Origin of the sequence: Cellulomonas carbonis (genome assembly GCF_014636275.1) — a bacterium.
Taxonomy (GTDB): Bacteria; Actinomycetota; Actinomycetes; order Actinomycetales; family Cellulomonadaceae; genus Actinotalea; species Actinotalea carbonis.
This window is the reverse complement of sequence record NZ_BMEB01000002.1, coordinates 201,202-225,867: the sequence shown is the minus strand read 5'-3', so window position 1 is coordinate 225,867 and position 24,666 is coordinate 201,202. Positions and strand designations below refer to the sequence as shown.

The window sequence follows — 24,666 nt, the reverse complement described above, 5'->3', positions numbered from 1 at the left end:
CCGTGGTGCTGGACCCAACTCGGCGGCGCCCGGCGGGCGGCCCGGCGGTCAGTCGTCGGTGAGCGTGAGGTGGATGCCACCCACGAGCGCCGCGACGATGTTGTACAGGAACGCACCGATGGTCGACAGCGCCGTGAGCAGCACGACGTCCACGATCGCGATGAGCGTCGCGAGCGACAGGATGCGGCTGAACGACACGTACTCGAGCAGGTTGAAGAAGTCCGGCGAGCCCGTGATCTCGGCGATCGTGTCGTTCACCGAGGTGAAGACCCCGAGACCGTCGAGCGTCATCCACACGACGGCCGCCGCGACGACGATCATGATGCCGATGGCGAACGACAGCAGGAACGCGAGCTTCATGACCGACCAGGGGTCGATCTTCGCGACCGCGAGGCGGACGCGGCGCGGGCCGGCGACCTCCTGCTCGTCGTCGTGCACGCGGGTGGACTCGCGGACGGGACGTGCTCCCGCAGCGGGCCGTGCGGGGGCGTCCTCGGAGCGGCCCGTCGTCGTGCCGACCGCGCCCTGGGCCGCCCGCTTGAGGCGGTCACCCATCGACGGGCCCTCCGCCGACGGCGAGCCGGCAGGACGTGCGGCCACGGCCGTCGGCTGCTCGGCCGTCGTCCCGGGCGCGTCGTCCTCCTTGGTCCGGACCGACGCGCGGGCCGGGGCGGTCCGTGGCGCGAACGAGGGCGGCTGGGTCCCGTCGGTGCTCATCGGTCTCCCTCGGTGGGCCGGTCGTCGGCCTGGGTCGTCTCCTCGACGGGTACCGGCTCGGTGAGCGGCACGTCGTCGGCGGCCGTCTCCACGGCCTCGCCGTCAACGGTAGCCGCATCCGCGCCGAGGTTGCGCTCGACGTTCCGCGCGACGGCCAGGATTCGGTCGCCCGCGTCCGGCTTGGCGAGGATGACCCCGGTCGCGTCGCGGCCGTGGACGGGCAGCTGGCTCACGAGCGAGCGGACCACCTTGCCGCGTTCCATGACGACGAGGACCTCGTCGTTCGGGCCCGCCATCAGCGCACCGACGAGCGACCCGCGGTCGTCGGGGAGCCGCGCCGCTCGCACGCCCTTGCCGCCGCGCCGCGTGCGCCGGTAGTCGAGGTTGCCCGCGGTGGTGACCCGGTGGATGTCCGAGCGCTTGGCGGTGCCACCGTCGGTCACGGTGATGAGGAACGAGTCCTCGCCGACGACCGACATCGACAGCAGCTCGTCGTCGCCGTCGAACCGCATGCCCGTCACGCCCGACGTCGGCCGGCCCATCGGGCGCAGCTCGTCGGCCGTCGCGCGGAACCGGACCGCCTGACCCTTGCGCGACACGAGGAGCAGCTCGGAGTCCTCGTCGACGAGCGCGGCCGAGACGACCTCGTCCGCACCGTCGCCGTTCTCGCGGAGGTTGATCGCGATGAGACCGCCCGAGCGGTTCGAGTCGTACTCCGCCAGGCGCGTCTTCTTCACGAGGCCGCGTCGCGTCGCGAGCACGAGGTACTCGGCCTGCGCGTAGTCGCGCAGGTCGATGACGTTCGCGATCTCCTCGCCCGGCTGGAACGCGAGGAGGTTCGCGACGTGCTGACCCTTGGAGTCGCGGCCGCCCTCGGGCAGCTCGTACGCCTTCGCGCGGTACACGCGGCCCTTGTTCGTGAAGAACAGCAGCCAGTGGTGCGTCGTCGTGACGCCGAAGTGCTCGACGACGTCGTCGGCCCGGAGCTGCGCGCCGCGCACGCCCTTGCCGCCGCGCTTCTGCACGCGGTACTGGTCGCTGCGCGTGCGCTTGGCGTAGCCGCCGCGCGTGATCGTGACGACGACCTCCTCCTCGGGGATGAGGTCCTCCATGGAGACCTCGCCGTCGAAGGGCAGGATCGTCGTGCGGCGCTCGTCGCCGTACTTGGCGACGATCTCCTCGAGCTCGTCGCCGACGATCCGGCGCTGGCGCTCGGGCTTGGCGAGGATGTCCTTGTAGTCCTCGATCTCGCGCATGAGCTGCTCGTAGTCGTCGATGATCTTCTGCCGCTCGAGGGCGGCGAGACGACGCAGCTGCAGGTTGAGGATCGCGGTCGCCTGGACCTCATCGACCTCGAGCAGACCCATGAGCCCGCGGCGCGCCTCGTCGACGTCGGGCGAGCGGCGGATGAGCGCGATGACCTCGTCGAGCGCGTCGAGCGCCTTGAGGTAGCCACGCAGGATGTGGGCCTTCTCCTCGGCCTCGCGCAGCAGGAACTGCGTGCGGCGGACGATGACGTCGAGCTGGTGGGTCACCCAGTGGCGCACGAACGCGTCGATGCTGAGGGTGCGCGGCACGTCGTCGACCAGGGCGAGCATGTTCGCGCCGAACGTCTCCTGCAGCTGCGTGTGCTTGTACAGGTTGTTGAGGACGACCTTCGCGACGGCGTCGCGCTTGAGGACGACGACGAGGCGCTGGCCCGTGCGGCCCGAGGTCTCGTCACGGATGTCGGCGATGCCCTGGACGCGGCCGTCCTTGACGAGCTCGGCGATCTTCGACGCGAGGTTGTCGGGGTTGACCTGGTACGGCAGCTCGGTGACGACGAGGCAGACGCGGTTCTGGATCTCCTCGACCGTGACGACGGCGCGCATCGTGATCGAGCCGCGCCCCGTCCGGTACGCGTCCTCGATGCCGCGGCGGCCGAGGATCGTCGCCCCGGTCGGGAAGTCGGGGCCCGGGATCCGCTCGATGAGGGCCTCGAGCAGCTCCTCCTTGCTGGCCTCCGGGTGCTCGAGGTGCCACCGCACACCCGCGGCGACCTCGCGCAGGTTGTGCGGCGGGATGTTCGTCGCCATGCCGACCGCGATGCCGGCGCTGCCGTTGACGAGCAGGTTCGGGAAGCGCGACGGGAGGACCGACGGCTCCTGCGTGCGGCCGTCGTAGTTGTCGCGGAAGTCGACGGTCTCGCGCTCGATGTCGCGCACCATCTCCATCGCGAGCGGCGCCATCTTGCACTCGGTGTACCGCGGGGCTGCCGCAGGGTCGTTGCCGGGCGAGCCGAAGTTGCCCTGCCCGGAGACCAGCGGGTACCGCAGCGACCAGTCCTGCACGAGGCGGACGAGCGCGTCGTAGATCGCCGTGTCGCCGTGCGGGTGGTACTTGCCCATGACGTCGCCGACGACGCGCGAGCACTTCGAGAACTGCCGGTCGGGCCGGTAGCCGCCGTCGTACATCGCGTACAGGACGCGGCGGTGGACGGGCTTGAGACCGTCGCGGACGTCGGGCAGCGCGCGCCCGACGATGACCGACATCGCGTAGTCGAGGTACGACCGCTGCATCTCGAGCTGCAGGTCGACCGGGGTGACGCGGTCGGTCAGCACCTCGGCGGGCGTCTCCTCGGGGGTCGCCTCGTCACCGGTGGGCGGCGTCTGGTCGGTCACGGTGCTCCTCGTTCAGGGCATGCGGGGGTGGTACGCGGGCTGGTGCTGCTCGACTAGATGTCGAGGAACCGGACGTCCTTGGCGTTGCGCTGGATGAAGCTGCGCCGGCTCTCGACGTCCTCGCCCATGAGGATCGCGAAGATCTCGTCGGCCGCGGCCGCGTCGTCGAGGTTCACCTGGCGCAGCGTGCGGTGCTCGGGGTCCATGGTCGTCTCCCACAGCTCCGAGTAGTCCATCTCGCCGAGACCCTTGTAGCGCTGGATCCCGTTCTCCTTGGGGATGCGCTTGCCCGCGGCGAGGCCCTCCTGGAGCATCGCGTCGCGCTCGCGGTCCGAGTACACGTAGTCGTGCGGGGAGTTCGACCACTTGAGCCGGTACAGGGGCGGCTGCGCGAGGTAGACGTGCCCCTCCTTGATGAGGTCCGGCATGTAGCGGAAGAGCAGCGTCAGCAGCAGGGTCGAGATGTGCTGGCCGTCGACGTCGGCGTCGGCCATGAGGACGATCTTGTGGTACCGGAGCCGGCTGATGTCGAAGTCCTCGCCGATGCCCGTGCCGAACGCCGTGATGAGCGCCTGGACCTCGGCGTTGCCGAGCGCACGGTCGAGGCGGGCGCGCTCGACGTTGAGGATCTTGCCGCGGATCGGGAGGATCGCCTGCGTCCGGGGGTTGCGGCCGCGCACCGCCGAGCCGCCCGCCGAGTCGCCCTCGACGATGAAGATCTCGCACTCCTCGGCCTTGTTCGACTGGCAGTCGCGCAGCTTGCCGGGCATGCCGCCCGACTCCAGCAGGCCCTTGCGCCGGGTCGCCTCACGCGCCTTGCGCGCGGCCATGCGGGCCGCCGAGGCCTGGATCGCCTTGCGGATGACGTCGCGCGCCTCGTTCGGGTGCGAGTCGAGCCAGTCGGTGAGCTGCTCGTTGACGACCTTCTGGACGAACGTCTTCGCCTCGGTGTTGCCGAGCTTCGTCTTGGTCTGGCCCTCGAACTGCGGCTCGCCGAGCTTGACGGAGATGACGGCGGTGAGCCCCTCGCGGACGTCGTCGCCCGTGAGGTTCTCCTCCTTCTCCTTGAGGATGTTCTTCTCGCGCGCGTAGCGGTTGATGAGACCCGTGAGCGCCGCGCGGAAGCCCTCCTCGTGCGTCCCGCCCTCGGTGGTCGAGATGGTGTTCGCGTACGTGTGGACGGACTCGGAGTAGGCCCCGGTCCACTGCATCGCGATCTCGACGGACACCTTGCGGGTCGTGTCCTCCGCCTCGAAGTCGATGACCTCGGGGTGGACGAGCTCGGCCTTCTTGGCGCTGTTGAGGTGCTTGACGTAGTCGACCAGCCCGCCGTCGTACCGGTACGTGACCGTCCGCTGGTGCAGCGGGGCGGCGCCGTCGGCCGCGACGTCGTGGTCCTGGCTCGCCGCGGCGGGCTCGGTGACCTCGTCCTCGGTCCCGGTGTGCTGGGGACGCTCGTCGGTGAGCGTGATCTGCAGGCCCTTGTTGAGGAACGCCATCTGCTGGAAGCGGGCCCGCAGCGTCTCGAAGTCGTAGTCGACGGTCTCGAAGATCGTCGGGTCGGCGTGGAAGACCTGAGTCGTGCCCGTCTCGTCCGTGGCGTCGAGCCGCTGGAGCTCGCCCACGGGCTTGCCACCGTCCGCGAACTCCTGGCGCCACGTGTACCCGTCGCGCTTGACCGTCGTGATGACGCGGTTCGAGAGCGCGTTGACCACCGAGATGCCGACGCCGTGCAGGCCGCCCGAGACCGCGTAGCCGCCGCCGCCGAACTTGCCGCCCGCGTGCAGGATCGTCATGACGACCTCGACCGTCGGCCGGCCCTCGGTCGGGTGGATCGCGACCGGGATGCCGCGGCCGTCGTCGGTCACGCGCACGCCGCCGTCGGCCTGGAGCACGACGTCGATCTGGCTGCAGTAGCCGGCGAGCGCCTCGTCGACGGAGTTGTCGACCACCTCGTAGACGAGGTGGTGCAGGCCGCGCGGCCCGGTCGAGCCGATGTACATGCCGGGACGCTTGCGGACCGCCTCGAGCCCCTCGAGGACGGTGATGTTGCCTGCGTCGTAGGTGCTGCCGTCGCCCCTGCTGCCGTTCTTCCCGTCCGGGGACGGGGTGCCGTTGGTCGCGCTCTGGTCAGCCACGGGGCAGGGTGCTCCTTCGAGGGTCGTGCGCGGCGGCGGCCGCCCGCGCACACGGGCGTCCCTGGCGACGGACGGCACGGGACGCGGCTCGTCCGGCTCGGCGCGGGGCCAGGCGGTGACGACCGGTCCCGGCACCTCCACGAGCACCAGGTGGGACCTGCTCAGTCTACCCTGCGGACGCCCTCTCGGGCGCCTCCCGGCCACCGTGGCGCCCCGGCGAGGCGTGGCCGTGACCCCGTGGTGGCGGGCCGGTCGTCAGCGGCTCCTGGACGGCCTGACGCCGCTCGCGTCAGCCGTACGTGTCGCGCGGGCCCCGGCCGGGCACGCGCCGCGGCCCCTTGCCCCACTGCCGGCCGCCCGGTCCGACGGCGCGCACCTCGCGCACGACGTCGGGCCCGAGCTCCTGCTCGAGGCGCGCGAGCAGCTGCGGTGCGAGGAACTGCACCTGCTTGGCCCAGCTCGTGGAGTCGGTCCGCACGACCAGGAGGCCCTCCTCGAACGTCTCGGGCGTGCAGTGCTCGGCGATGTCGGGGCCGACGAACTCGCGCCAGCGCCCGATCAGACCGCCGACCGACAGCTCCGCACGCCACCCGAGCTGCGCGACGAGCCGGTCGACGGCGTCACCGACCAGCGCCGGGTCCCGCCCGTCGCGCGCCGCCGACGACAGCTGCACCTCGGTCTGCCGACGACGACGCACCGGGGCGCCCGGCCGCAGGCCGCGTGCCTCGGCACCCGCCCGCGCGCGGTTCAGCGCCGCACGGGCCACCTCGGCCGCCGTCGTCCGGCCGAGGCGCTCGGCGACCGGACGCTCGACGCGGGGGACGCGCACCTCATCGGACACGCGTGACCTGACCCGCCATCACGTCCCACCGCGCACCGTCGAGCTCCTCGGGGACGTCCTCGGCCACGGCGGCCGTGACCAGCACCTGCTCGGCGCGCGACACGAGCCCCGCGAGCCGACGACGACGACGCGCGTCGAGCTCGGAGAAGACGTCGTCCAGGACCAGGACGGGTTCGGTTCCCTCGTCCCACGCGTGCAGGCCGGTGCCCGACCCGTCGTCGGCGCCGTGCGTGAGGAGCTCGTACGAGGCGAGCCGCAGCGCGAGCGCGAACGACCACGACTCGCCGTGGCTCGCGAAGCCCTTGGCGGGCAGCCCGCCGAGGCTCAGGACCAGGTCGTCCCGGTGCGGGCCCACGAGGTTGACACCCCGCTCGATCTCCTGACGGCGCAGCCGGCTCATCGCCTCGAGCAGCTGGGCCTCGAGGAGCTCGGTCGAGGCGCCGAGGTGCGGGACCTCGGGGTCGGAGCGGACGGGCGAGCCCGACGCGCGCGGACGGTCCTCGTCGTCGGCCGCGGTGCCCTCGAGGGACGAGCGGTAGCCGATCACCGCGGCGCCCTGCCCCTCGCTGACCTGCTCGTACGCCGCGGCGACGTGGGGCTTGAGCTGGTCGACGAGCCGCACGCGCGACGCGAGCACCTGCGCGCCGAGCTGGGCGAGCTTGCTGTCCCACACGTCGAGCGTGCGCAGGTCCGGCGCGTCGTCGCCGCCCGAGCGGCCGCGCCGTGCGCCACCAGCCGACTTCAGGAGCGCGCCGCGCTGACGCAGGATCCGGTCGTGGTCGGCGTGCACCGCGGCCATGCGGGGCTGGAGCTGCACGACCAGGTCGTCGAGGAACCGCCGTCGGCGGTCGGGGTCACCCTTGACGAGTGCGAGGTCCTCGGGCGCGAAGAGGACCGTGCGGAGGATGCCCAGGACGTCGCGCGCGCGGCGGACGGGTGCGCGGTTGACCTGGGCGCGGTTGGCGCGGCCCGGGTTGATCTCGAGCTCCACGAGGCTCGACCGGTCGCCGCGCTGGGCGCGCAGCCGGACGACCGCCCGCGGTGCGCCGGCTCGCACGAGCGCGGCGTCGGTCGCGACGCGGTGGCTCGACAGGGTCGCGACGTACCCGACGGCCTCGACGAGGTTCGTCTTGCCCTGCCCGTTGGGACCCACGAGGGCGCTGACCCCGGGCTCGACCGCGAGGTCGACCTGCTCGTAGGACCGGAAGTCGGTGAGGGAGAGGTGGCTGACGTGCACTCAGACCTGCGCCGTCACGGTTCGGCGGGCGGCGTGGGCTCCGACGGCGGGGTGGCCTGACGCACCGCGTGGCCGCCGAACTGCTGACGCAGCGCCGCGACGGCCTGCATCGCGGGCGACGGCTCCTGACGCGAGGAGAACCGCGCGAAGAGCGCGGCCGAGATCACGGGCAGCGGCACGGCCTGGTCGATCGCCTCGTCGACGGTCCACCGTCCCTCGCCGGAGTCCTCGACGTAGTCGTCCACGGCCCCGAGGCCCGGGTCCTTCTCGAGCGCGGCGACGAGCAGGTCGAGCAGCCACGACCGAACGACGGTGCCGCGCTTCCACGCACGCATCGTGCCGACGACGTCGGTCACGAGGTCCTGCGCGGTCAGGAGCTCGTAGCCCTCCGCATACGCCTGCATGACGCCGTACTCGATGCCGTTGTGCACCATCTTCGCGAAGTGACCGGCGCCGACCGGGCCCGCGTGGACGAAGCCCTCCTCGCGCGGGCCGTCCGGACGCAGCGCGTCGAAGACGGGCGCGAGGGTCTCGATGTCCTCCGGTGCGCCGCCGGCCATCATCCCGTAGCCGTTCGCCAGGCCCCAGACACCGCCCGAGACGCCGACGTCGACGTAGCGGATGCCCTCGCGCGCGAGGCGCTCGGCGTGCAGCGCGTCGTCCTTGTAGTACGAGTTGCCGCCCTCGACGACGACGTCGCCCTCACCCAGGAGGCCCGCGAGCTCCTCGACGACCCCGCGCGTGATGTCGCCCGAGGGCACCATGACCCAGACGACCTTCGGGCTCTGCGGGAGCGCCTCGACGAGCGCCGCGAGGCTCTCGACGTCCGAGACCTCGGGGTTGCGGTCGTACCCCGTGACCTCGACCCCACGCTCACGCAGGCGCGACCGCATGTTCGCGCCCATCTTCCCGAGCCCGACGAGTCCGATGTGCATGATCACCTCAGCTGGCGAAGCGGATCGGCACCAGCAGGTACCGGTACCCCTTGTCGTCGTCGCCCTCGAGCGACCCCTGGCCGGTGAACTCCACCGGCTTGTTGGGATGCGTGAAGGACAGTCGCACGAAGTCGGTGCCGAGCGCGCCGAGCCCGTCCAGCAGGAACTGCGGGTTGAACGCGACGGTGATGTCGTCACCGACCAGCGACGCCTCCAGCGCCTCCGATGCCTGTGCATCATCACCCTGGCCGGCGTCGAGCACCACCTGACCCTCGGAGAACGCGAGCCGGATCGGCGTGTTGCGCTCGGCGACGAGGGACACGCGACGCGCGGCGTCGATGAGCGGCTGGCGCGCGACGACGGCCTGGATCGGCGTCTCGTCGGGGAACAGGCGTCGCACCGCCGGGTACTCGCCGTCGACGAGGAGCGACGTCGTGTGGCGACCGCCGGCCTCGAAGCCGATGAGGTCCACGCCGGCCCCGGACGAGAGCGCGACCGCGACCTGGTCCGAGCCGCCCAGCGACTTGGCGGCGTCCGAGAGCGTGCGCGCACGCACCAGGGCCGTGGCGGAGATGTCGGGGCGGGCCGGTCGCCACGTCAGCTCGCGCAGCGCGAGGCGGTAGCGGTCCGTGGCGAGCAGCGTGATCTGCTCGCCCTCGATCTCCATCCGGACGCCGGTGAGCAGCGGCAGCGTGTCGTCGCGCGACGCGGCGACCGTCACCTGGGCGACGGCCGAGGTGAGCTCGTCCCCCGGCACCGTCCCGACGACGTCGGGCATCGCCGGCAGCGCGGGGTAGTCCTCGACGGGCATCGTCAGCAGCGAGAAGCGGCTCGCGCCGCACGTGACCGAGACCTTGGTGCCGTCCAGGACGACGTCGACGGGCTTGCCCGGGAGCGCACGCGAGATCTCCGCGAGCAGCCGCCCCGACACGAGCACCGTGCCGGGCTCGCTCACGTCGGCGGCGATCTCGGACCGCGCCGAGACCTCGTAGTCGAAGCTCGAGAGCTGCACGACGCCGGACGCGTCGGCCTCGAGGCGCACTCCGGCGAGGACGGGCACGGGCGGACGCGTCGGCAGCGACCGAGCGGTCCAGGTGACTGCCTCAGCCAGGACGTCCCGGTCCACCCTGAACCTCATCGCACATCCCTCCGGAAGTGGCCCGCGCCCGGACGCGTCCGACCGACCGTGGGCGGGGCGCAACGGAGCTGGGCTCGTCGTGATTCTCGTGATCCGTGTGAACAGTACGCGAGGACGGGCACCCGCCGTCGGCGCCCGTGGGTGCGGCTCGTACGGGTGTCGAGCCAGGTCGGGGAGCGCCCCGGGTCGAGGCGACCGGCGCTGTCGGGAAGAGGTGCGCCATCGCCCGGCCCGCCTGATGAAGGCGTTGTGGATCCGGGAGAGGGAGAACAGTCGTTGTCGTCATCGGCTGTGTGGACACTGTGGATATCGCGGGACTTCCCAGGTCAGGTGCCGACGAGGGATGTGGAGCGCTTGTCGACGGCGCTGTCGACGGCGAGCACCGCCGGTGGACGGCGCGGCGACGTCCACCGGGCGTCCACGGGTCGAAGGTGTTGAATCCACATGAACACGGGGTGTCGTCCACGTCGTTCCACAGGGATGTCCACAGGTGTGCACAGTCGTCCCACGGGTGTTCTTGTGCGTTCGTGGGTGATCACGTGCGCGGACGTGCGTGCATCCGTTCGGTGCGAGGCGTGCGGATGGGCCCGCTGGCGGGGCGGGCTGGTGGCCGGCGGCACGGTGACGGCACCTACGGGTGCCGTGGGAGCCGGTAGGCCGTCACCGGGAGCTCCGGGACGCGCCCGACGTGCGGGGCTCAGCCGCGGTGCTGCTGCTTGATCCGGTTCGTGAGCTCGGTGACCTGGTTGTAGATCGAGCGGCGCTCGGCCATGAGCTCGCGGATCTTGCGGTTCGCGTGCATGACGGTGGTGTGGTCGCGGCCGCCGAACTGCTGACCGATCTTCGGCAGGCTCATGTCCGTGAGCTCGCGGCACAGGTACATGGCGATCTGCCGCGCCGTGACGAGGACGCGCGACCGCGACGACCCGCACAGGTCGTCGATCGTGAGGCCGAAGTAGTTGGCGGTCTGGGCGATGATCGCCGCCGCGGTGATCTCCGCGGTGTCCTCGTCGGTGATGAGGTCCTTGAGGACGATCTCGGCGAGCGCGAGGTCGACGCTCTGCCGGTTGAGGTTCGCGAACGCCGTGACGCGGATGAGCGCACCCTCGAGCTCACGGATGTTGGTCGAGATCTTCGAGGCGATGTACTCGAGCACCTCGTCCGGCGCCTGGAGCCGCTCGTTCGCCGCCTTCTTGCGGAGGATCGCGATCCGGGTCTCGAGGTCGGGCGGCTGCACGTCGGTGATGAGGCCCCACTCGAACCGCGACCGCATGCGGTCCTCGAAGCCGTTCAGCTGCTTGGGTGGCAGGTCGGACGTGATGACGACCTGCTTGTTGGCGTTGTGCAGCGTGTTGAACGTGTGGAAGAACTCCTCCATCGTCTGTTCCTTGCCCTGCAGGAACTGGATGTCGTCGACGAGCAGGACGTCGACCTCGCGGTAGCGGCGCTGGAACGCGCCTGCCTTGCCCTCACCGATCGAGTTGATGAAGTCGTTCGTGAACTCCTCGGAGTTCACGTAGCGCACCCGCACGCCCGGGTACAGCGACTGCGCGTAGTGGCCGATGGCGTGCAGCAGGTGCGTCTTGCCCAGACCGGAGTCGCCGTAGATGAACAGCGGGTTGTACGCCTTGGCGGGCGCCTCGGCCACGGCCACGGCCGCGGCGTGCGCGAACCGGTTGGACGACCCGATGACGAACGTCTCGAACAGGTACTTCGGGTTGAGCCGGGCCGGCTCGGCGCTCGCCGGGGCGCCACGCTGCGCACGGCCCGTTCGGGCCCGGTCGTCGAACCGGCCGAGGTCGTCCTCGACCGCGCGGAGCACGCGCGCGTCGTCGTCGGTGTCGAGGTCGGGGGCCGGCTCGACCGTCCGGACCTCGGGCCCGGACGACGTGACCGGCGCGTGGTCGTCGAGCGCCGGGTCGACCATGACCGCGAAGCGGGCGTCCTTCCCGAGGGCGGCGGACAGCGCTCGGCTCAGCTCGCCGCGGGCGCGGGTCTCGAGGTACTCCTTGGTGAAGTCGTTGCCGACGCCCAGGAGGACCGTGCCGTCGAGCAGCCCCATGGGCCGCGCCAGCCGGATGAAGGCGAGCTGTTGCGGACTCGTCGCGGCGTCGGTGCTCAGGTGGTCGACGGCGCGCTCCCAGAGCTGGGTGATCGAGTCGTCCTGACCTGCCACGAGATGACTCCTCGATGCCGCTGTCCGTGCGATGCCTGCCGTGTGCTGCGGCCCGCAGTCTCGCACGGTCACCGATGATCCACACAGTTCTCCACAGTCTGTGTGCTCAGCGTCGCAACGGGGCGCGAGGCGAACGCGTGCATCGTCCACGGCGTGTCGTCGTCGCACCATCCGCCGTCCGGGTCATGATGATCGGTCGCCCCACGCACGGTCCAGGGCCGGGGTCGTTTGACCCTGCGCTCATCCCCGCGTACCGTGACACAGCCGTTCTTCGCGGCTCCCGCCTGCCTGCCCGCACGACGCCTGTCGGCGACGGTTCGGTGGAGGGGCCCGGGACCAGCCTGGATGTCCGCCCCCGCGGCGGTGACGTGAAACAACCTTGGAGTCTGACGTGTCGAAGCGCACCTTCCAGCCGAACAACCGGCGCCGGGCCAAGACCCACGGCTTCCGCCTGCGTATGCGGACCCGTGCCGGTCGCGCGATCCTCGCCGCTCGCCGGCGCAAGGGTCGCACCGAGCTCTCCGCCTGATACCCACCCGGTGCTGCCCGCCCCGCTGCGGATGAGACGGTCCGAGCAGTTCGCGCGGACCATCCGCACGGGCGGTCGGGCGGGCCGGGACACCCTGGTCGTCCACTGCGCCGTCGGTGCCGAGCACGACGGCACCCAGGTCGGGTTCGTCGTCGCCAAGACGGTCGGCGGCGCGGTGGTGCGCAACGTCGTCCGCCGGAGGTTGCGAGGAGTGGTGCTCGAGCAGCGCGCTGCGCTCCCCGAACACGCCGACGTCGTCGTGCGTGCGCTCCCGGCGTCGGCGGACGCGACGTACACCCGACTCGCCGACGACTTCCGCTCGGCGCTCGCGACGGCCCATCGCCGTGGTCGCGAGCGGGCGCACCCGGGCACGGCCGTGCTGCCGTGAGCACCCGATGAGTGCGTCCGCCCCGTCGCGTCCCCGGACGGCCGTGGCGCTGCGTCTCGTGCGCCGCCTGCCGCAGCTGATCCTCGTGGGCCTGCTCCGCGTCTACCAGGCGGTCGTCTCCCCCATGACCGGCCCGACCTGCCGGTACTACCCGAGCTGCTCGAGCTACGCCCTGATCGCCGTGCGGCGGCACGGCGCGCTTCGCGGCACGTGGCTCGCGGTCCGGCGTCTGCTGCGGTGCCACCCGTGGGCCGCCGGCGGCGTCGACGACGTGCCCCCGGTCACCCCCCGTCTTCCGGCCCGGGCGACCGGGCACGCACACCCGCACTGAGGAGCCCTTCACGATGGACACAATCCTGTGGCCGCTGATGTGGGTCGTGGCCTGGATCATGGTCGCGTTCCACAAGCTGCTGACGACGCTGGGGCTCGACAGCGCGTCGGGGCTGGCCTGGGCCGGGTCGATCGTCGGACTCGTGATCGTCATCCGGATCCTGCTGATCCCGCTGTTCGTGAAGCAGATCAAGGCGTCCCGGGGCATGCAGCTCGTCGCGCCCGAGATGCAGAAGCTCCAGGCGAAGTACAAGGGGAAGACCGACCCTGCGTCCCGCGAGGCGATGACCCGCGAGACGATGGAGCTCTACAAGAAGCACGGGACCAACCCGTTCGCGTCCTGCCTGCCGATCCTCGCGCAGTCGCCCATCTTCTTCGCGCTGTTCACGGTGCTGAACCGGCTCGACGAGCTGAGCCGCGGTGACTACAGCCGCGATGCGATCGGCCCGCTGACGCAGGACCTCGCCTCCGAGGCGTCGAACGCGACCATCTTCGGCGCGCCCATCTCGTCCTACTTCCTCTCGTCGGATGCGGACGCGGCGACGAGGATCGTCACGGTGGTCCTCATCATCCTGATGTCCGCGACGACCTTCTTCACCCAGAAGCAGCTGACGCAGAAGAACATGCCGGCTACGGCGCTGCAGGGCCCGATGGCGCAGCAGCAGAAGATCCTCCTGTACGTGCTGCCGCTCGTGTTCGCGGTGTCGGGCGTGAACTTCCCGATCGGTGTCCTCATCTACTGGACCACGACGAACATCTGGTCGATGGGTCAGCAGTTCTACGTCATCCGGAACAACCCGACGCCGGGGTCGGAGGCAGAGCGCCAGCTCAAGGAGCGCCGCGCGCGCAAGGCGGCCGCCCGTGGTGAGCTCCCCGTCGTCGAGGAGCCGACGATCGAGGAGAAGCCGCGCGGACAGCGTCAGCAGCCGAAGCGCAAGGACCGAGCACGCGGAACCGGACCCGTGGCACCCGGGTCGGCACCTCGTCCTGACGGGACCCAGCCGGCCTCGGCCGGCGAGGCGGCCGGTGCCGCTGGTGCGGGCAACGACGCGCCCAATGCCACGGCGGGTTCGACGCCTGCGGCGGGACCGAACCCGCGCAAGCGCAAGAACCGGAACCAGACCCAGCGGCCAGGATCCCCCGACGGCGGCAACGGCGCTGCCGACGCATCCTGACACCGCGACCCGCATCACGGACGGAGACCCCATGACGGAGAACTCGGCGCACGCTGCGCCCCAGGAGGAGACGCGACGCCTCGAGGAAGAGGGCGAGATCGCGGCCGACTACCTCGAGGAGCTGCTCGACATCGCCGACATCGGCGGTGACATCGACATCGACGTCGAGCACGGCCGGGCAGCGGTCGAGATCGTCGCCGACCAGTCGGACGAGCGCGCCCTGCGCCGGCTCGTCGGGGCCGAGGGCGAGGTGCTCGACGCGCTGCAGGAGCTCACGCGCCTGGCGGTTCAGGCGAAGACGGGTGAACGCAGCCGGCTGATGCTCGACATCGCCGGCTTCCGCGCCGGGCGTCGGGCCGAGCTGGCCGAGGTGGCGCGGGCTGCGATCGCCGAGGCGAAGGCGTCCGGGAACGAGGTCGCTCTCGAGCCCATGAACCCGTTCGAGCGCAAGGTCGTCCATGACGTCGTGGCCGAGGCGGGTCTGACGAGCGACAGCGAGGGCGTCGAGCCGAACCGGCACGTGGTGGTCCGCCCCGCGTGATGACGGGACGCTGACGGGGAGCCGCCCCATCGGGTCGGCTCCCCGTCCGGCGTCTGCCGCCGGTCGTGGCTGGGTGGGTGTCGTGGGAGGTCGTCAGCGGCGGCGAGCCCGTGCGGTGCCGCCGAGGAGGTTCCACGTGAAACGGAAACCGTCCCGGCTCGGCTCTGCGTTGCATGGCTGCGGAGATCACGGCTCGACTGTGTCGTCCGCTGAGGTGGGGTGAACGGAGGATCGCCGGCGCTCGGTCGGTCTAGCGGCGGTCTCGAGCTCCGCGAGTCTCACGTGAGACGTGCACCCCGCTGAGGTGGCACCGTGATGCCTCGAGAGCCTGACCGGTGGTGCCGGCGGTTCCACCGGACGTCTGGCTGCGCAGATGTCGTGTCGTGCTTGACGGGGAGCAGCAGACACCGCCCGGACAGCGTGACGGGTCGTGGGTGCGCTGAGGCGGACGCGCGTCCGGCCGGACGAGGACGTGAACGACGGCGGACGGGCGTCGGAGGAAGGGGTGGGAAGCGCACGCACGGACCGGTGGTGCGCCCACCTGAAGTCCTCACGGCTGGGCCTCGGTTGGGAGGGCCGGGCTGATCCTCGGCGACGGGTAGCGGCCACGGTTGAGGGATTGGCCACTGTCGGGCTCGATAGCTGACGTCCTGCCGGCTCCGGACAGATCGAGCTCGCGTCGGCCACTGCTCGCCCTCGAGCGTCCAGTCCCGTCTCGTCCTCGAGTGGCTCTGATGCGCTTCCATAGGGGTACGTCCGGTCGGACAGCACCACACCGAGTCGGTGCCCGGCGTCGTTGGCTCACGCCGCATGGACCGGCCGTCTCATCTTGGAGGCGCTGGCGCATCGTGTCCTAGCGGCGTCGCGCAGCTGTGTCGCCCGCCCTCGTGCGTGGAAGTCGGCTGGGCGCGGCTTGGGCCTCTTACGCACCCTCGACTCGGCTCCTGAACGCCGCCGGGCCTCAGAGCGATGTTTCACGTGGAACCCGCCGGTCGGCGCGAAGCGCCGCCGACGGCACATGGACGCGAGGGCGCAGGGTCCGGCTGCCGCCGCAGTGACGTTTCACGTGGAACCGAGGTCTGTACCAACCGCCGCCATCGAGATTTCGGGTTGAATTGCGCAAGGCATACCCCGCACCGGTTGGTGTGAATGGCCCGGCAGCGAGACATGGACCACAGGCAGGCGGTGCGAGTCTGTCGAGCGACCGTGTTTCACGTGGAACCACCGTCGACGTGAAGCGCCGGCAGTGACACACCGCCACGAGAGCAGTCCGCGCGATTCCTGACGCCGAAGTGATGTTTCACGTGGAACCGAGGTCGTCGCGAACCGCCGCGGCGACACAACCTCCCGGGTGCGAGGGGCGCGATCCGCTCCGCAGCGACGTTTCACGTGGAACGCCAAGCAGCGGCCGGACAACGGGTGTCTCGTGGACCCTCCGCTCGCTCGACGCGGTCGCTTCACGTCGCGCCTCACACGGGCCCCATGACGCAGGAGCCGCCTGGGCTGCTGGGCACCTCGCGCGCGGCAGGACGAGAACTCCACGCGCGCCCGCGGCACCGCCCCGGCGGTTTGACTGTTGGCTCACGAAGTCTGCGTCGCCCGCCCGACGCGAAGCCAGCCGCGGTGGGTCCAACCTCGGCACGCCCAACTGAGGCCCGAGGGCGTGTCAGCAGCGCAAAGGGCTGCAGCTGCCGGGGCGCGCGTGGTCGAGGCCCGTGGGCACGGCGCACACCGCGGCGCCGTGCCCCGCGTGGAACCGGCGCCGGACGCGGCACCAGTGCGGTTCCCGCTGTGCAGCTGTTCCACGTGGAACGACGACGAAGCGCCCCGGGGTTCGAGCTGGCGGTGGCCTGGTGACCAGGGTGGGGCTACCGCGGCATGGCCCGGTTACGGGGGATTCGATCCGGAGAAGGGTGCTGGACAGAGGAGTGATCGCGCCCTTCCGCCCCGGGGGTGCGTGGAGCGGGTGATCGCTCTGGCCGCAGTGCCACGGTGGCTCGTGGCGCGCCGCGGTCGCCAATCGCAGTCCCGGGCGGGCCCGCACAACTGGGTCGCGTGTCGGCGGTTCCGACCATGTTTCACGTGGAACCCCTGGAGCCCGGACCTCACAGGATCGGTGCCTCCGCAGTGGCACCGTGTCGAGGTTTCCGGTCCTGGTGACGTGCCCCGTACCGTTGGACCCGATGAGCGACCCGAGACAGCCACATTCCCAGCACAGGGACGACCCCACCCTTCACGCCAGCGACGTCGCGGCAGCCCGACCAGCGACGCCCAGGACGGGTGTCGACTCGGGAGGAGCGCTCAACGCCTCGTCACCGGCAGTCCGGGAGTTCTTCGGTGACCGGATGGGCGCGGTGGAGCACTACGCCGAGCTCCTTGCTGAAGAAGGCGTCCTCCGGGGCCTCATCGGCCCGCGGGAGGTGCCGCGCCTGTGGGAACGCCACATCCTGAACTGCGCTGCGGTCGCGCAGCTGATGCCCGATGCGGGCACGGTCGTCGACCTGGGTAGCGGCGCCGGCCTGCCTGGGATCGTCCTTGCGGCGATGCGTCCCGACCTGGACGTGGTCCTGCTCGAGCCGATGGAGCGGCGTACGGCCTGGCTCGAGGAGGTGCGTTCCTCCGTGGGACTCGACCACGTCCGCGTGCGACGCGGGCGTGCTGAGGACATGGTGGGGCAGCTCTCGGCGGACGCTGTGACGGCGCGGGCGGTCGCGTCGATGGATCGACTCGTTCCGTGGGCCATGCCCCTCCTGAAGCAGGGGGGTGTCCTCCTGGCGATGAAGGGCGACCGGGGTCCGGCCGAGCTCGAGGAGGCCCGGGCCGTCATCGACTCATGGGGTGGCGGCGCGGGCGAGGTCGTGACGGTCGGGACCGTGCCCGATGTGGAGGCGACCACGGTCGTGCGAGTGGTCCGGGAGCGTGCCGTCGTTCCGTCTCGACCGCAGCGACCTGCCCGGCGTCGGCGCCGCGACTGACGCCGCGTCGGTCCAGGCCCGGACACGCGTGGGCCCAGGACCGGACACGCGTCGGTCCGGGCCCGGACACGCGTCGAAAGCGACGGCTGTGCGGGGGCGCGGTCTGGATCCAGAACGCATCGAGGGCATGGGCTCGATGTGACCGTAGGCGACCCGGGTGAGGCGACCTCTCGCGTGGCAGCGAGACGGCGGTCGTCTGCGGTCGGCGCGCACTGATCTCCTCACGGTGGCCCGAATCGGTCACCGCGGGATGCCTGCGGCGCCGCAGCCGACGGGCATCCGCGAAGTTGTCGCCACAGCCCGCTGCGAGGACCGACGACACCACGTCTCGTGACCGGCCCCGCAGTGTGGACGACAGGATCCGCGCCGGCCGGATGGCAGGATGATCCCCGCACGCAACGCAGAGGAGACGCAGTGGAGCAGCAGCCGACCGACGTTTCACGTGGAACGTCGCTCTCGGACGAGCAGCGCCGGGCCGCCCTCATCGAGAGCCTGCCGTCGGTGGACGAGTCGACGCCCCTGGCCGCGCAGATCGCCGCCGATGCCCGGCGACGCATCGACCTATCCGGACGGCGGTTCGAACGGCCGCCGTCGACGCGCGTCATCACCATCGCCAACCAGAAGGGCGGTGTCGGGAAGACGACGACCACGGTGAACCTCGCGGCCGCCCTCGCGCAGGCCGGGCTGAACGTGCTCGTCATCGACAACGACCCGCAGGGGAACGCCTCGACCGCCCTGGGCATCGAGCACCGTGCGGGCACACCGTCGGTCTACGAGGTGCTCATCGAGGACGAGGACCTCGCCGCGGTGGTCCAGCAGTCGTCTCTCATCCCGCGATTGTGGGGCGCGCCGGCGACGATCGACCTGTCCGGCGCCGAGATCGAGCTCGTCTCGATGGTCGCGCGCGAGGCGAGGCTCCGGAACGCGATCGATGCCTACCTGCGCCACCGCGAGGAGGCGGGGGACCGGCTCGACTACGTGTTCGTCGACTGCCCGCCGAGCCTCGGGCTGCTGACGGTCAACGCGTTCGTCGCCGCGCGCGAGGTCCTCATCCCCATCCAGTGCGAGTACTACGCGCTCGAGGGACTCAGCCAGCTGCTCAAGAACGTGCAGCTCATCAAGAACCACCTGAACCCGGCGCTCCACGTCTCAACGATCCTGCTCACGATGTACGACGCGCGCACCAACCTCGCACAGCAGGTCGCCGAGGAGGTCCGCGAGCACTTCCCGGACCAGACCCTGCGCACCACGGTCCCGCGATCCGTCCGCATCTCCGAGGCCCCGAGCCACGCCCAGACGATCATGACCTACGACCCGGGCTCGACGGGTGCGCTGGCCTACCTGGCAGCAGCACGTGAGCTGGCCCAGCGCGCCGCCATGGCGCCGACGAGCACGACCGAGGAGAGCTGATGGCCGAGAAGCGACGCGGACTGGGCAGGGGTCTCGGTGCCTTGATCCCGAGCGGCCCCTCGGGATCGGCGGGCCGTCCCGTCGACGTCTTCTTCCCCGGCGCGGCGACACCCGTCGACCGTGACGCAGCGGACCCCTCGACGGGTGCGGATGACAGGCGCGGTCCGTCGGACGCGCCCGCCGACGCTTCCACACGCGACGAAGCCCCCTGGGGCGCGGGCGAGGCCGGCCGCGACGGTCGCGTCGACGACCAGCAGAACGCCGGGATCGAGCCGTCCGAGACGACACCCCGACCGACGGACGGATCCGTCGGCACGCCGGGCGAGCACAACGGCCGCGCTGACAGCCGGCACGTCGCGGGTACCTCGTCCTCGGTCGCGACGGACGCGTCCGAGGCTGCACCGGGCGACGCCGGCGACACAGCCGATGACGCGACGGTACGCCCGGCCTCGCGCCCCGGCAGTACCCCGGACGCCGCCGACGGCGGGTCGGGCGCCTCGACCGGCACGGACGTCGACCCCTCCGCTCAGGACGGCTTCGTGACGAGCACGTCCAGCGACAGTGACGCGGGCGGTGCCGGCCCGCTCGCCGCCGCCGACGCCGACGCCGACGGGCTCGTCCCCGTCCCCGGCGCGCACTTCGCCGAGATCCCGGTCGGGGACATCCGGCCGAACCCGCGCCAGCCGCGGACGGTCTTCGACGAGGACGCGCTCGCCGAGCTCGTCAGCTCGATCCGCGAGATCGGGGTGCTCCAGCCGATCGTCGTCCGTCCCACGGACGGCACCGACGGCCACCGCTACGAGCTCATCATGGGAGAGCGGCGCTGGCGGGCCACCCAGGAGGCGGGCCTCGAGACCGTGCCGGCCATCGTCCGGGAGACCGAGGACCACGACCTCCTGCGCGACGCCCTCCTGGAGAACCTGCACCGCAGCCAGCTCAACCCGCTCGAGGAGGCCGCGGCGTATCAGCAGCTCCTCGACGACTTCGGCTGCACGCACGACGAGCTCGCACGGCGTATCCACAGGTCTCGTCCACAGATCTCGAACACGCTGCGGCTCCTCCGTCTCCCGCCGCTCGTCCAGCGGCGGGTCGCGGCAGGTGTCCTCTCCGCAGGACACGCTCGCGCGCTGCTCGGGCTGCCCGACGCCGCGGCGATGGAGCGGCTCGCCCAGCGGATCGTCGCGGAGGGCCTCTCGGTGCGTGCGACCGAGGAGATCGTCACGCTCGGCGGGGACCCGGAACGGCCCGCGCCCGTGCGGAGGCCGCGTCCCGGTCACCGGAACGCGGCCCTCGACGACCTCGCGACGCGCCTGTCGGATCGATTCGACACCCGCGTCAAGATCGCCCTCGGTCGCACCAAGGGCCGGCTCACGGTCGAGTTCGCGTCCGTCGACGACCTGAACCGCATCCTCGCCACGCTGTCACCCGACGACCCGGGCCTCCTTCGCTGAGGAGCGCCCGCGCGGCACACGGCTGAGCCGGTGACTGCGCGGCGGCGGGTCGGCCCAACCGCAGGGGCACGCCGGTCGTCGCCGGCCCGCCGAGCGCCGCGCGCCCACTGGCGCCGGGCCCAACCACAGGGCGCGCGGCCGACCGCCGCCGGTCCGCCGACCGCCGCCCGACACGCGCCGACCGTAGCCGGCCTGCCAACCCCAGCGCGACGGCCCACCGACGCGCTGCGTCAGTCCTCGAGCGCAGCCTCGACGATCGAGCGGTAGAGCTTGCCGAGGTCGTACCCGTCGGCGACGGCGGCCTGCGGGAACAGCGACGTCTCCGTCATGCCCGGTGCCGTGTTGACGTCGATGAACTGCGGCACACCGTCGCGGTCGATGATGAGGTCGCTCCGCGAGAGGTGCCGCAGGCCCAGCGACGTGTGGACGGCCACGGCGGCCTGCGCGACCCGGTCGGCGACGTCCGTGGTGAGCCGCGCGGGCGTGAAGTACTCGGTCCGCCCGGGGAAGTACCGCGCGTCGTAGTCGTACGGCCCGTCCGTGACCACCTCGACGGCCGGGAGGGCGCGCGGTCCGTCCCCGGTGTCGACGACGCTCACGGCGACCTCGGTGCCCTCGACGGCGTGCTCGATGAGCGCGGTGTCGCCGTACGCGAAGCAGTTCACCATGGCGCGCGGGAGCTCCTCCGCGCTCCGCACGATGGTCACGCCGAGCGCCGACCCGCCACGTGACGGCTTGACCGCGAGCGGCAGCCCGAGGCCCTCGAGGACCGTCTCGAGCACCGCCGTCGCGCCGAGCTCGCGGAACAGGCTCTGCGGCAGCGTCACGAACCGCGGTGAGTGCACGCCGGCCGCGCCGACGACGGTCTTGGCGACCGGCTTGCTCCAGGCGACCCGGCTCGCGCGTGGTCCGGCACCGACGTAGCGCTGCCCGAGCATGTCGAGCACGTCGCGGACCGACCCGTCCTCACCCGTCGCACCGTGCAGGAGCGGCCAGACGAGTGTGGGACGCAGCTCGCGCAGGGTCGGGATGAGCCGCGCGTCGACGTCGTGCACCGACACGTCGACCCCGGCGCCGCGCAGCGCCTCCGCGACGCGACGGCCGGACCGCAGCGACACGTCGCGCTCGTGCGACAGCCCACCCGCGAGGACGACGACGTCCAACGTCCCGCCGCTCATGCGAGGTCCGGCTCGGGCGACTCGACGATCCGGTTCTCGCGCGCGACCGCGGTGCCGAAGATGTCGACGAGCTCACGCTCGGCGTCGACGACGCTCGCGAGGCGGCGCACGCCCTCACGGATCCGCTCGGGTGTGGGGTAGCAGAACGAGAGGCGCATGTGGTCGGCTCCCTGTCCGTCGGCGTAGAAGGCGGTGCCCGAGACGTACGCGACGAGGGCCGTGATGGCCCGCGGCAGCATCGCCTGCGCGTCGAGGCCGTCGGGCAGGCGGACCCACGTGTAGAAGCCGCCGTCGGGAACCGTCCACGTCGCGGACGGGATGTGCTCCGACAGCGCACCGATCATCGCGTCGCGACGCTCGCGGTACATCTCGCGGAACTGCTTGATCTGCCCGCGCCAGTCGTGGTTCTCGAGGTAGGTCGAGATCGACAGCTGGGACGCGTTGGACGGGCACAGGATCGCCGACTCGCTCGCGAGCACGAGCTTCTCGCGCACCGCGTGCGGCGCGACCGCCCACCCGATCCGGTAGCCGGGCGCGAACGTCTTGGAGAACGACCCGAGGTAGATGACCCCGTCGTCCTCCATCGACCGCATCGCGGGCAGCGGGTCGCCCGAGAAGCCGAGCAGCCCGTAGGGGTTGTCCTCGACGACCAGGACTCCGTGACGCCGGGCGATCTCGAGCACGCGCGGACGCCGCTCGAGCGAGAGCGTGACGCCCGCGGGGTTGTGGAAGTTCGGCACGGTGTAGAGCAGCTTGACCGGCCGGCCCTCGGCACGCAGCCGCGTCAGCGCCTCCTCGAGCGCCTCGGGCACGAGGCCGTGCTCGTCGAGCGGCACGTGGACGATGTCGGCCTGGTACGCGCGGAACACCCCGAGCGCCCCGACGTAGGACGGGGCCTCGGCGACGACGACGTCGCCCGGGTTGACGAAGAGCCGCGTCACCAGGTCGAGGGCCTGCTGCGAACCGGTCGTGACGACGACGTCGTCGGGGTGGGCGTCGATGCCCTCGAGGCGCATGACCTCGAGGATCTGCTCACGCAGCCGCTCGTCGCCCTGCCCGGACCCGTACTGCAGCGCCGTGAGCCCGCGCGTGGCCACGAGCCGCTGCGTGGACTCGGCGATCGCGTCGAGCGGGAGGCCCGCGAGGTTCGGCATGCCGCCGGCGAGCGAGACCACCTCGGGGCGGTTCGCGACGGCGAAGAGCGCCCGGATCTCGGAGGCACGCATGCCGTGCGTCCGGTCGGCGTAGGCGCCGATCCAGGGGTCGAGGCGGGTCCCGTGGACGGGCTGGACGGTCTGGGCGGCGCTGCCGGGGGCAGGAGTCACCCGCCCCGTCGGCTCGCCGTTCTCGGGAGTCATGCGCCGAGTCTGCCACGCGGGCTCGTACCGCCCGCGTGCGTGACCACGCGCGCCGCAGGCGAGCCGCGCTGGTACGACGACGGCCCCCGACCCGGGCGCGTGGCTCGGGCGGGGGCCGTCGTCGTCGGGGTCAGACCGTCGCGAGCACCGCGTCGATCTCGGCCGTCAGCGCGGGCTTCGGGCGGGCGCCCACGACCTGCTTGACGAGCTCGCCACCCTTGTAGATGTTGAGGGTCGGGATCGAGGTGATGCCGTACGCGGCCGTCGTCTGCGGGTTCGCGTCGGTGTCGATCTTGGCGATCTTCACCTTGCCGGCGTAGACCTCGGACAGCTCCTCGAGGATCGGGGCGACCTGGCGGCACGGGCCGCACCACGTGGCCCAGAAGTCGACGACGACGGGGATGTCGGACTGGAGGACCTCCGACTGGAAGGTCGCGTCGGTGACGGGGACGGTGCTCACAGGCTCTCCTGGGTGGTCGTGGCGGGGACGGGCACCGGCTGGGCGGCGTCCGCGAGGTCGGCGAGGAAGTTCTGGGCGTCGAGGGCGGCGGCGCAGCCGGAGCCCGCGGCCGTGATGGCCTGACGGTAGGTGTGGTCGACGAGGTCGCCGCACGCGAAGACGCCCTCGACGTCGGTCGCGGTGCCGCGGCGGCCCTCGCCGCCGACGAGGACGTAGCCGTTCGGGTCGACGGCGACCTGGTCCTTGACGAGCTCGCTGCGGGGGACGTGACCGATCGCCACGAACATGCCCGTGACGTCGAGCCGGCGGATCTCGCCCGTCTCGGTGTCGGTGAGCGTGATGCCCTCGAGCTTGGGGTCGCCGTGGATCTCGGTGACCACGGAGTTCCACGCGAAGCGGATCTTGGGGTCGTTGTGCGCGCGGTCGGCCATGATCTTCGACGCGCGCAGCTCGTCGCGGCGGTGCACGAGCGTCACCGACCGTGCGAAGCGCGTGAGGAAGGTCGCCTCCTCGACCGCCGAGTCGCCGCCGCCGATGACGGCGACGTCCTGGTCGCGGAAGAAGAAGCCGTCGCACGTCGCGCACCAGGACACCCCGTGCCCCGAGAGCTCCTTCTCGCGCGGGAGGCCGAGCTCGCGGTACGCCGAGCCGGTCGCGAGGACGACGGCGCGTGCGCGGTACGTCTCGCCGTTGCCCGTGCGGACGGTCTTCACGGGACCCTCGAGCTCGACTTCGGTCACGTCGTCGTACAGGATCGTCGCGCCGAAGCGCTCCGCCTGCTTGCGCATGTTCTCCATGAGGTCCGGGCCCATGATCCCGTCGACGAAGCCGGGGAAGTTCTCGACCTCGGTCGTGTTCATCAGCGCGCCGCCCGCGGTGACGGAGCCCGCGACGACGACGGGTGCGAGGCCGGCGCGCGCCGCGTAGACGGCGGCCGTGTACCCGGCCGGCCCGGAGCCGACGATGACCAGGTCGGTGACGGTCTCGGTCACTGGTGTCCCTCTGTCGATGGTGGTTGACGTCCCGCGC

General features: G+C 71.7%; 20 protein-coding genes. 8 read left to right on the top strand and 12 right to left on the bottom strand.

Features of this window, described 5'->3' with window-relative positions; all coding sequences use genetic code 11:
• Window positions 1-48: 48 nt before the first annotated feature.
• From IEV86_RS06305 to dnaA, 8 genes are all read right to left on the bottom strand, one after another.
• Window positions 49-717, bottom strand: coding sequence for a DUF3566 domain-containing protein (locus tag IEV86_RS06305; RefSeq protein WP_202595130.1), 669 nt, complete (start codon window positions 715-717; stop codon window positions 49-51).
• The gene (gene gyrA, locus IEV86_RS06300; protein ID WP_043602752.1) at window positions 714-3,377 is read right to left on the bottom strand and encodes a DNA gyrase subunit A; all 2,664 of its coding nucleotides are present in this window, start codon (window positions 3,375-3,377) and stop codon (window positions 714-716) included. Before gyrA ends, IEV86_RS06305 begins: the two co-directional genes overlap by 4 nt.
• A 53-nt stretch (window positions 3,378-3,430) precedes the next feature.
• Entirely contained in the window at window positions 3,431-5,425 is a 1,995-nt protein-coding gene (gyrB, locus tag IEV86_RS06295) for a DNA topoisomerase (ATP-hydrolyzing) subunit B (RefSeq protein ID WP_229734594.1), read from the bottom strand.
• 379 nt (window positions 5,426-5,804) lie between these two features.
• Window positions 5,805-6,356: a DciA family protein gene (locus IEV86_RS06290; RefSeq protein ID WP_229734519.1), complete on the bottom strand. Its 552-nt coding sequence runs from the start codon at window positions 6,354-6,356 to the stop codon at window positions 5,805-5,807.
• Window positions 6,346-7,593, bottom strand: a complete 1,248-nt coding sequence (gene recF, locus IEV86_RS06285) for a DNA replication/repair protein RecF (protein WP_043602751.1) — start codon at window positions 7,591-7,593, stop codon at window positions 6,346-6,348. Before recF ends, IEV86_RS06290 begins: the two co-directional genes overlap by 11 nt.
• A 14-nt stretch (window positions 7,594-7,607) precedes the next feature.
• A complete protein-coding gene (gnd, locus tag IEV86_RS06280) occupies window positions 7,608-8,528 on the bottom strand; it encodes a phosphogluconate dehydrogenase (NAD(+)-dependent, decarboxylating) (RefSeq protein ID WP_043602848.1) in 921 nt (306 codons plus the stop codon).
• A 7-nt stretch (window positions 8,529-8,535) separates the two neighbouring features.
• Window positions 8,536-9,666: a DNA polymerase III subunit beta gene (gene dnaN / locus IEV86_RS06275; RefSeq protein WP_043602749.1), complete on the bottom strand. Its 1,131-nt coding sequence runs from the start codon at window positions 9,664-9,666 to the stop codon at window positions 8,536-8,538.
• 697 nt (window positions 9,667-10,363) lie between these two features.
• On the bottom strand, window positions 10,364-11,842 hold the full coding sequence (gene dnaA, locus IEV86_RS06270) for a chromosomal replication initiator protein DnaA (RefSeq protein WP_043602747.1): 1,479 nt from the start codon (window positions 11,840-11,842) through the stop codon (window positions 10,364-10,366).
• Window positions 11,843-12,233: 391 nt separating this feature from the next.
• On the opposite strand from dnaA, the gene rpmH reads away from it, so the two are divergent.
• The 8 genes from rpmH to IEV86_RS06230 all read left to right on the top strand — a co-directional run bounded on the left by rpmH (window position 12,234) and on the right by IEV86_RS06230 (window position 20,641).
• Window positions 12,234-12,371, top strand: a complete 138-nt coding sequence (gene rpmH, locus IEV86_RS06265) for a 50S ribosomal protein L34 (protein WP_034225701.1) — start codon at window positions 12,234-12,236, stop codon at window positions 12,369-12,371.
• Between the two features lie 10 nt (window positions 12,372-12,381).
• The gene (gene rnpA / locus IEV86_RS06260; protein WP_043602745.1) at window positions 12,382-12,759 is read left to right on the top strand and encodes a ribonuclease P protein component; all 378 of its coding nucleotides are present in this window, start codon (window positions 12,382-12,384) and stop codon (window positions 12,757-12,759) included.
• A 43-nt stretch (window positions 12,760-12,802) separates the two neighbouring features.
• Window positions 12,803-13,090 (top strand): membrane protein insertion efficiency factor YidD, encoded by a 288-nt coding sequence (gene yidD / locus IEV86_RS06255; RefSeq protein ID WP_308463445.1) that lies wholly within the window; start codon window positions 12,803-12,805, stop codon window positions 13,088-13,090.
• Between the two features lie 13 nt (window positions 13,091-13,103).
• Window positions 13,104-14,264 (top strand): membrane protein insertase YidC, encoded by a 1,161-nt coding sequence (yidC, locus tag IEV86_RS06250; protein ID WP_052425843.1) that lies wholly within the window; start codon window positions 13,104-13,106, stop codon window positions 14,262-14,264.
• A 31-nt stretch (window positions 14,265-14,295) separates the two neighbouring features.
• On the top strand, window positions 14,296-14,805 hold the full coding sequence (locus IEV86_RS06245) for a Jag family protein (RefSeq protein ID WP_043602742.1): 510 nt from the start codon (window positions 14,296-14,298) through the stop codon (window positions 14,803-14,805).
• Window positions 14,806-17,150: 2,345 nt separating this feature from the next.
• A complete protein-coding gene (rsmG, locus tag IEV86_RS06240; RefSeq protein ID WP_043602740.1) occupies window positions 17,151-17,780 on the top strand; it encodes a 16S rRNA (guanine(527)-N(7))-methyltransferase RsmG in 630 nt (209 codons plus the stop codon).
• A gap of 414 nt (window positions 17,781-18,194) precedes the next feature.
• Window positions 18,195-19,190, top strand: a complete 996-nt coding sequence (locus IEV86_RS06235; protein ID WP_272913597.1) for a ParA family protein — start codon at window positions 18,195-18,197, stop codon at window positions 19,188-19,190.
• Window positions 19,190-20,641: a ParB/RepB/Spo0J family partition protein gene (locus tag IEV86_RS06230; protein WP_043602738.1), complete on the top strand. Its 1,452-nt coding sequence runs from the start codon at window positions 19,190-19,192 to the stop codon at window positions 20,639-20,641. Before IEV86_RS06235 ends, IEV86_RS06230 begins: the two co-directional genes overlap by 1 nt.
• 230 nt (window positions 20,642-20,871) lie before the next feature.
• On the opposite strand, the gene IEV86_RS06225 is transcribed toward IEV86_RS06230, so the two are convergent.
• The 4 genes from IEV86_RS06225 to trxB all read right to left on the bottom strand — a co-directional run bounded on the left by IEV86_RS06225 (window position 20,872) and on the right by trxB (window position 24,629).
• Window positions 20,872-21,819 (bottom strand): D-alanine--D-alanine ligase family protein, encoded by a 948-nt coding sequence (locus tag IEV86_RS06225; protein ID WP_043602737.1) that lies wholly within the window; start codon window positions 21,817-21,819, stop codon window positions 20,872-20,874.
• On the bottom strand, window positions 21,816-23,177 hold the full coding sequence (locus tag IEV86_RS06220; RefSeq protein WP_081978470.1) for an aminotransferase-like domain-containing protein: 1,362 nt from the start codon (window positions 23,175-23,177) through the stop codon (window positions 21,816-21,818). Before IEV86_RS06220 ends, IEV86_RS06225 begins: the two co-directional genes overlap by 4 nt.
• A gap of 130 nt (window positions 23,178-23,307) precedes the next feature.
• A complete protein-coding gene (trxA, locus tag IEV86_RS06215; protein ID WP_043602735.1) occupies window positions 23,308-23,637 on the bottom strand; it encodes a thioredoxin in 330 nt (109 codons plus the stop codon).
• A complete protein-coding gene (gene trxB / locus IEV86_RS06210; protein WP_043602733.1) occupies window positions 23,634-24,629 on the bottom strand; it encodes a thioredoxin-disulfide reductase in 996 nt (331 codons plus the stop codon). The genes trxA and trxB overlap by 4 nt, the downstream gene beginning before the upstream one ends.
• Window positions 24,630-24,666 lie beyond the last annotated feature (37 nt).

Excerpts from the sequence above, each read along its gene's own strand:
- IEV86_RS06305 (WP_202595130.1), bottom strand. The coding sequence starts at position 717 with ATGAGCACCGACGGGACCCAGCCGCCCTCGTTCGCGCCACGGACCGCC.
- gnd (WP_043602848.1), bottom strand. The coding sequence starts at position 8,528 with ATGCACATCGGACTCGTCGGGCTCGGGAAGATGGGCGCGAACATGCGG.
- dnaN (WP_043602749.1), bottom strand. The coding sequence starts at position 9,666 with ATGAGGTTCAGGGTGGACCGGGACGTCCTGGCTGAGGCAGTCACCTGG.
- yidC (WP_052425843.1), top strand. The coding sequence starts at position 13,104 with ATGGACACAATCCTGTGGCCGCTGATGTGGGTCGTGGCCTGGATCATG.
- IEV86_RS06245 (WP_043602742.1), top strand. The coding sequence starts at position 14,296 with ATGACGGAGAACTCGGCGCACGCTGCGCCCCAGGAGGAGACGCGACGC.
- rsmG (WP_043602740.1), top strand. The coding sequence starts at position 17,151 with ATGGGCGCGGTGGAGCACTACGCCGAGCTCCTTGCTGAAGAAGGCGTC.
- IEV86_RS06230 (WP_043602738.1), top strand. The coding sequence starts at position 19,190 with ATGGCCGAGAAGCGACGCGGACTGGGCAGGGGTCTCGGTGCCTTGATC.
- IEV86_RS06225 (WP_043602737.1), bottom strand. The coding sequence starts at position 21,819 with ATGAGCGGCGGGACGTTGGACGTCGTCGTCCTCGCGGGTGGGCTGTCG.
- IEV86_RS06220 (WP_081978470.1), bottom strand. The coding sequence starts at position 23,177 with ATGACTCCCGAGAACGGCGAGCCGACGGGGCGGGTGACTCCTGCCCCC.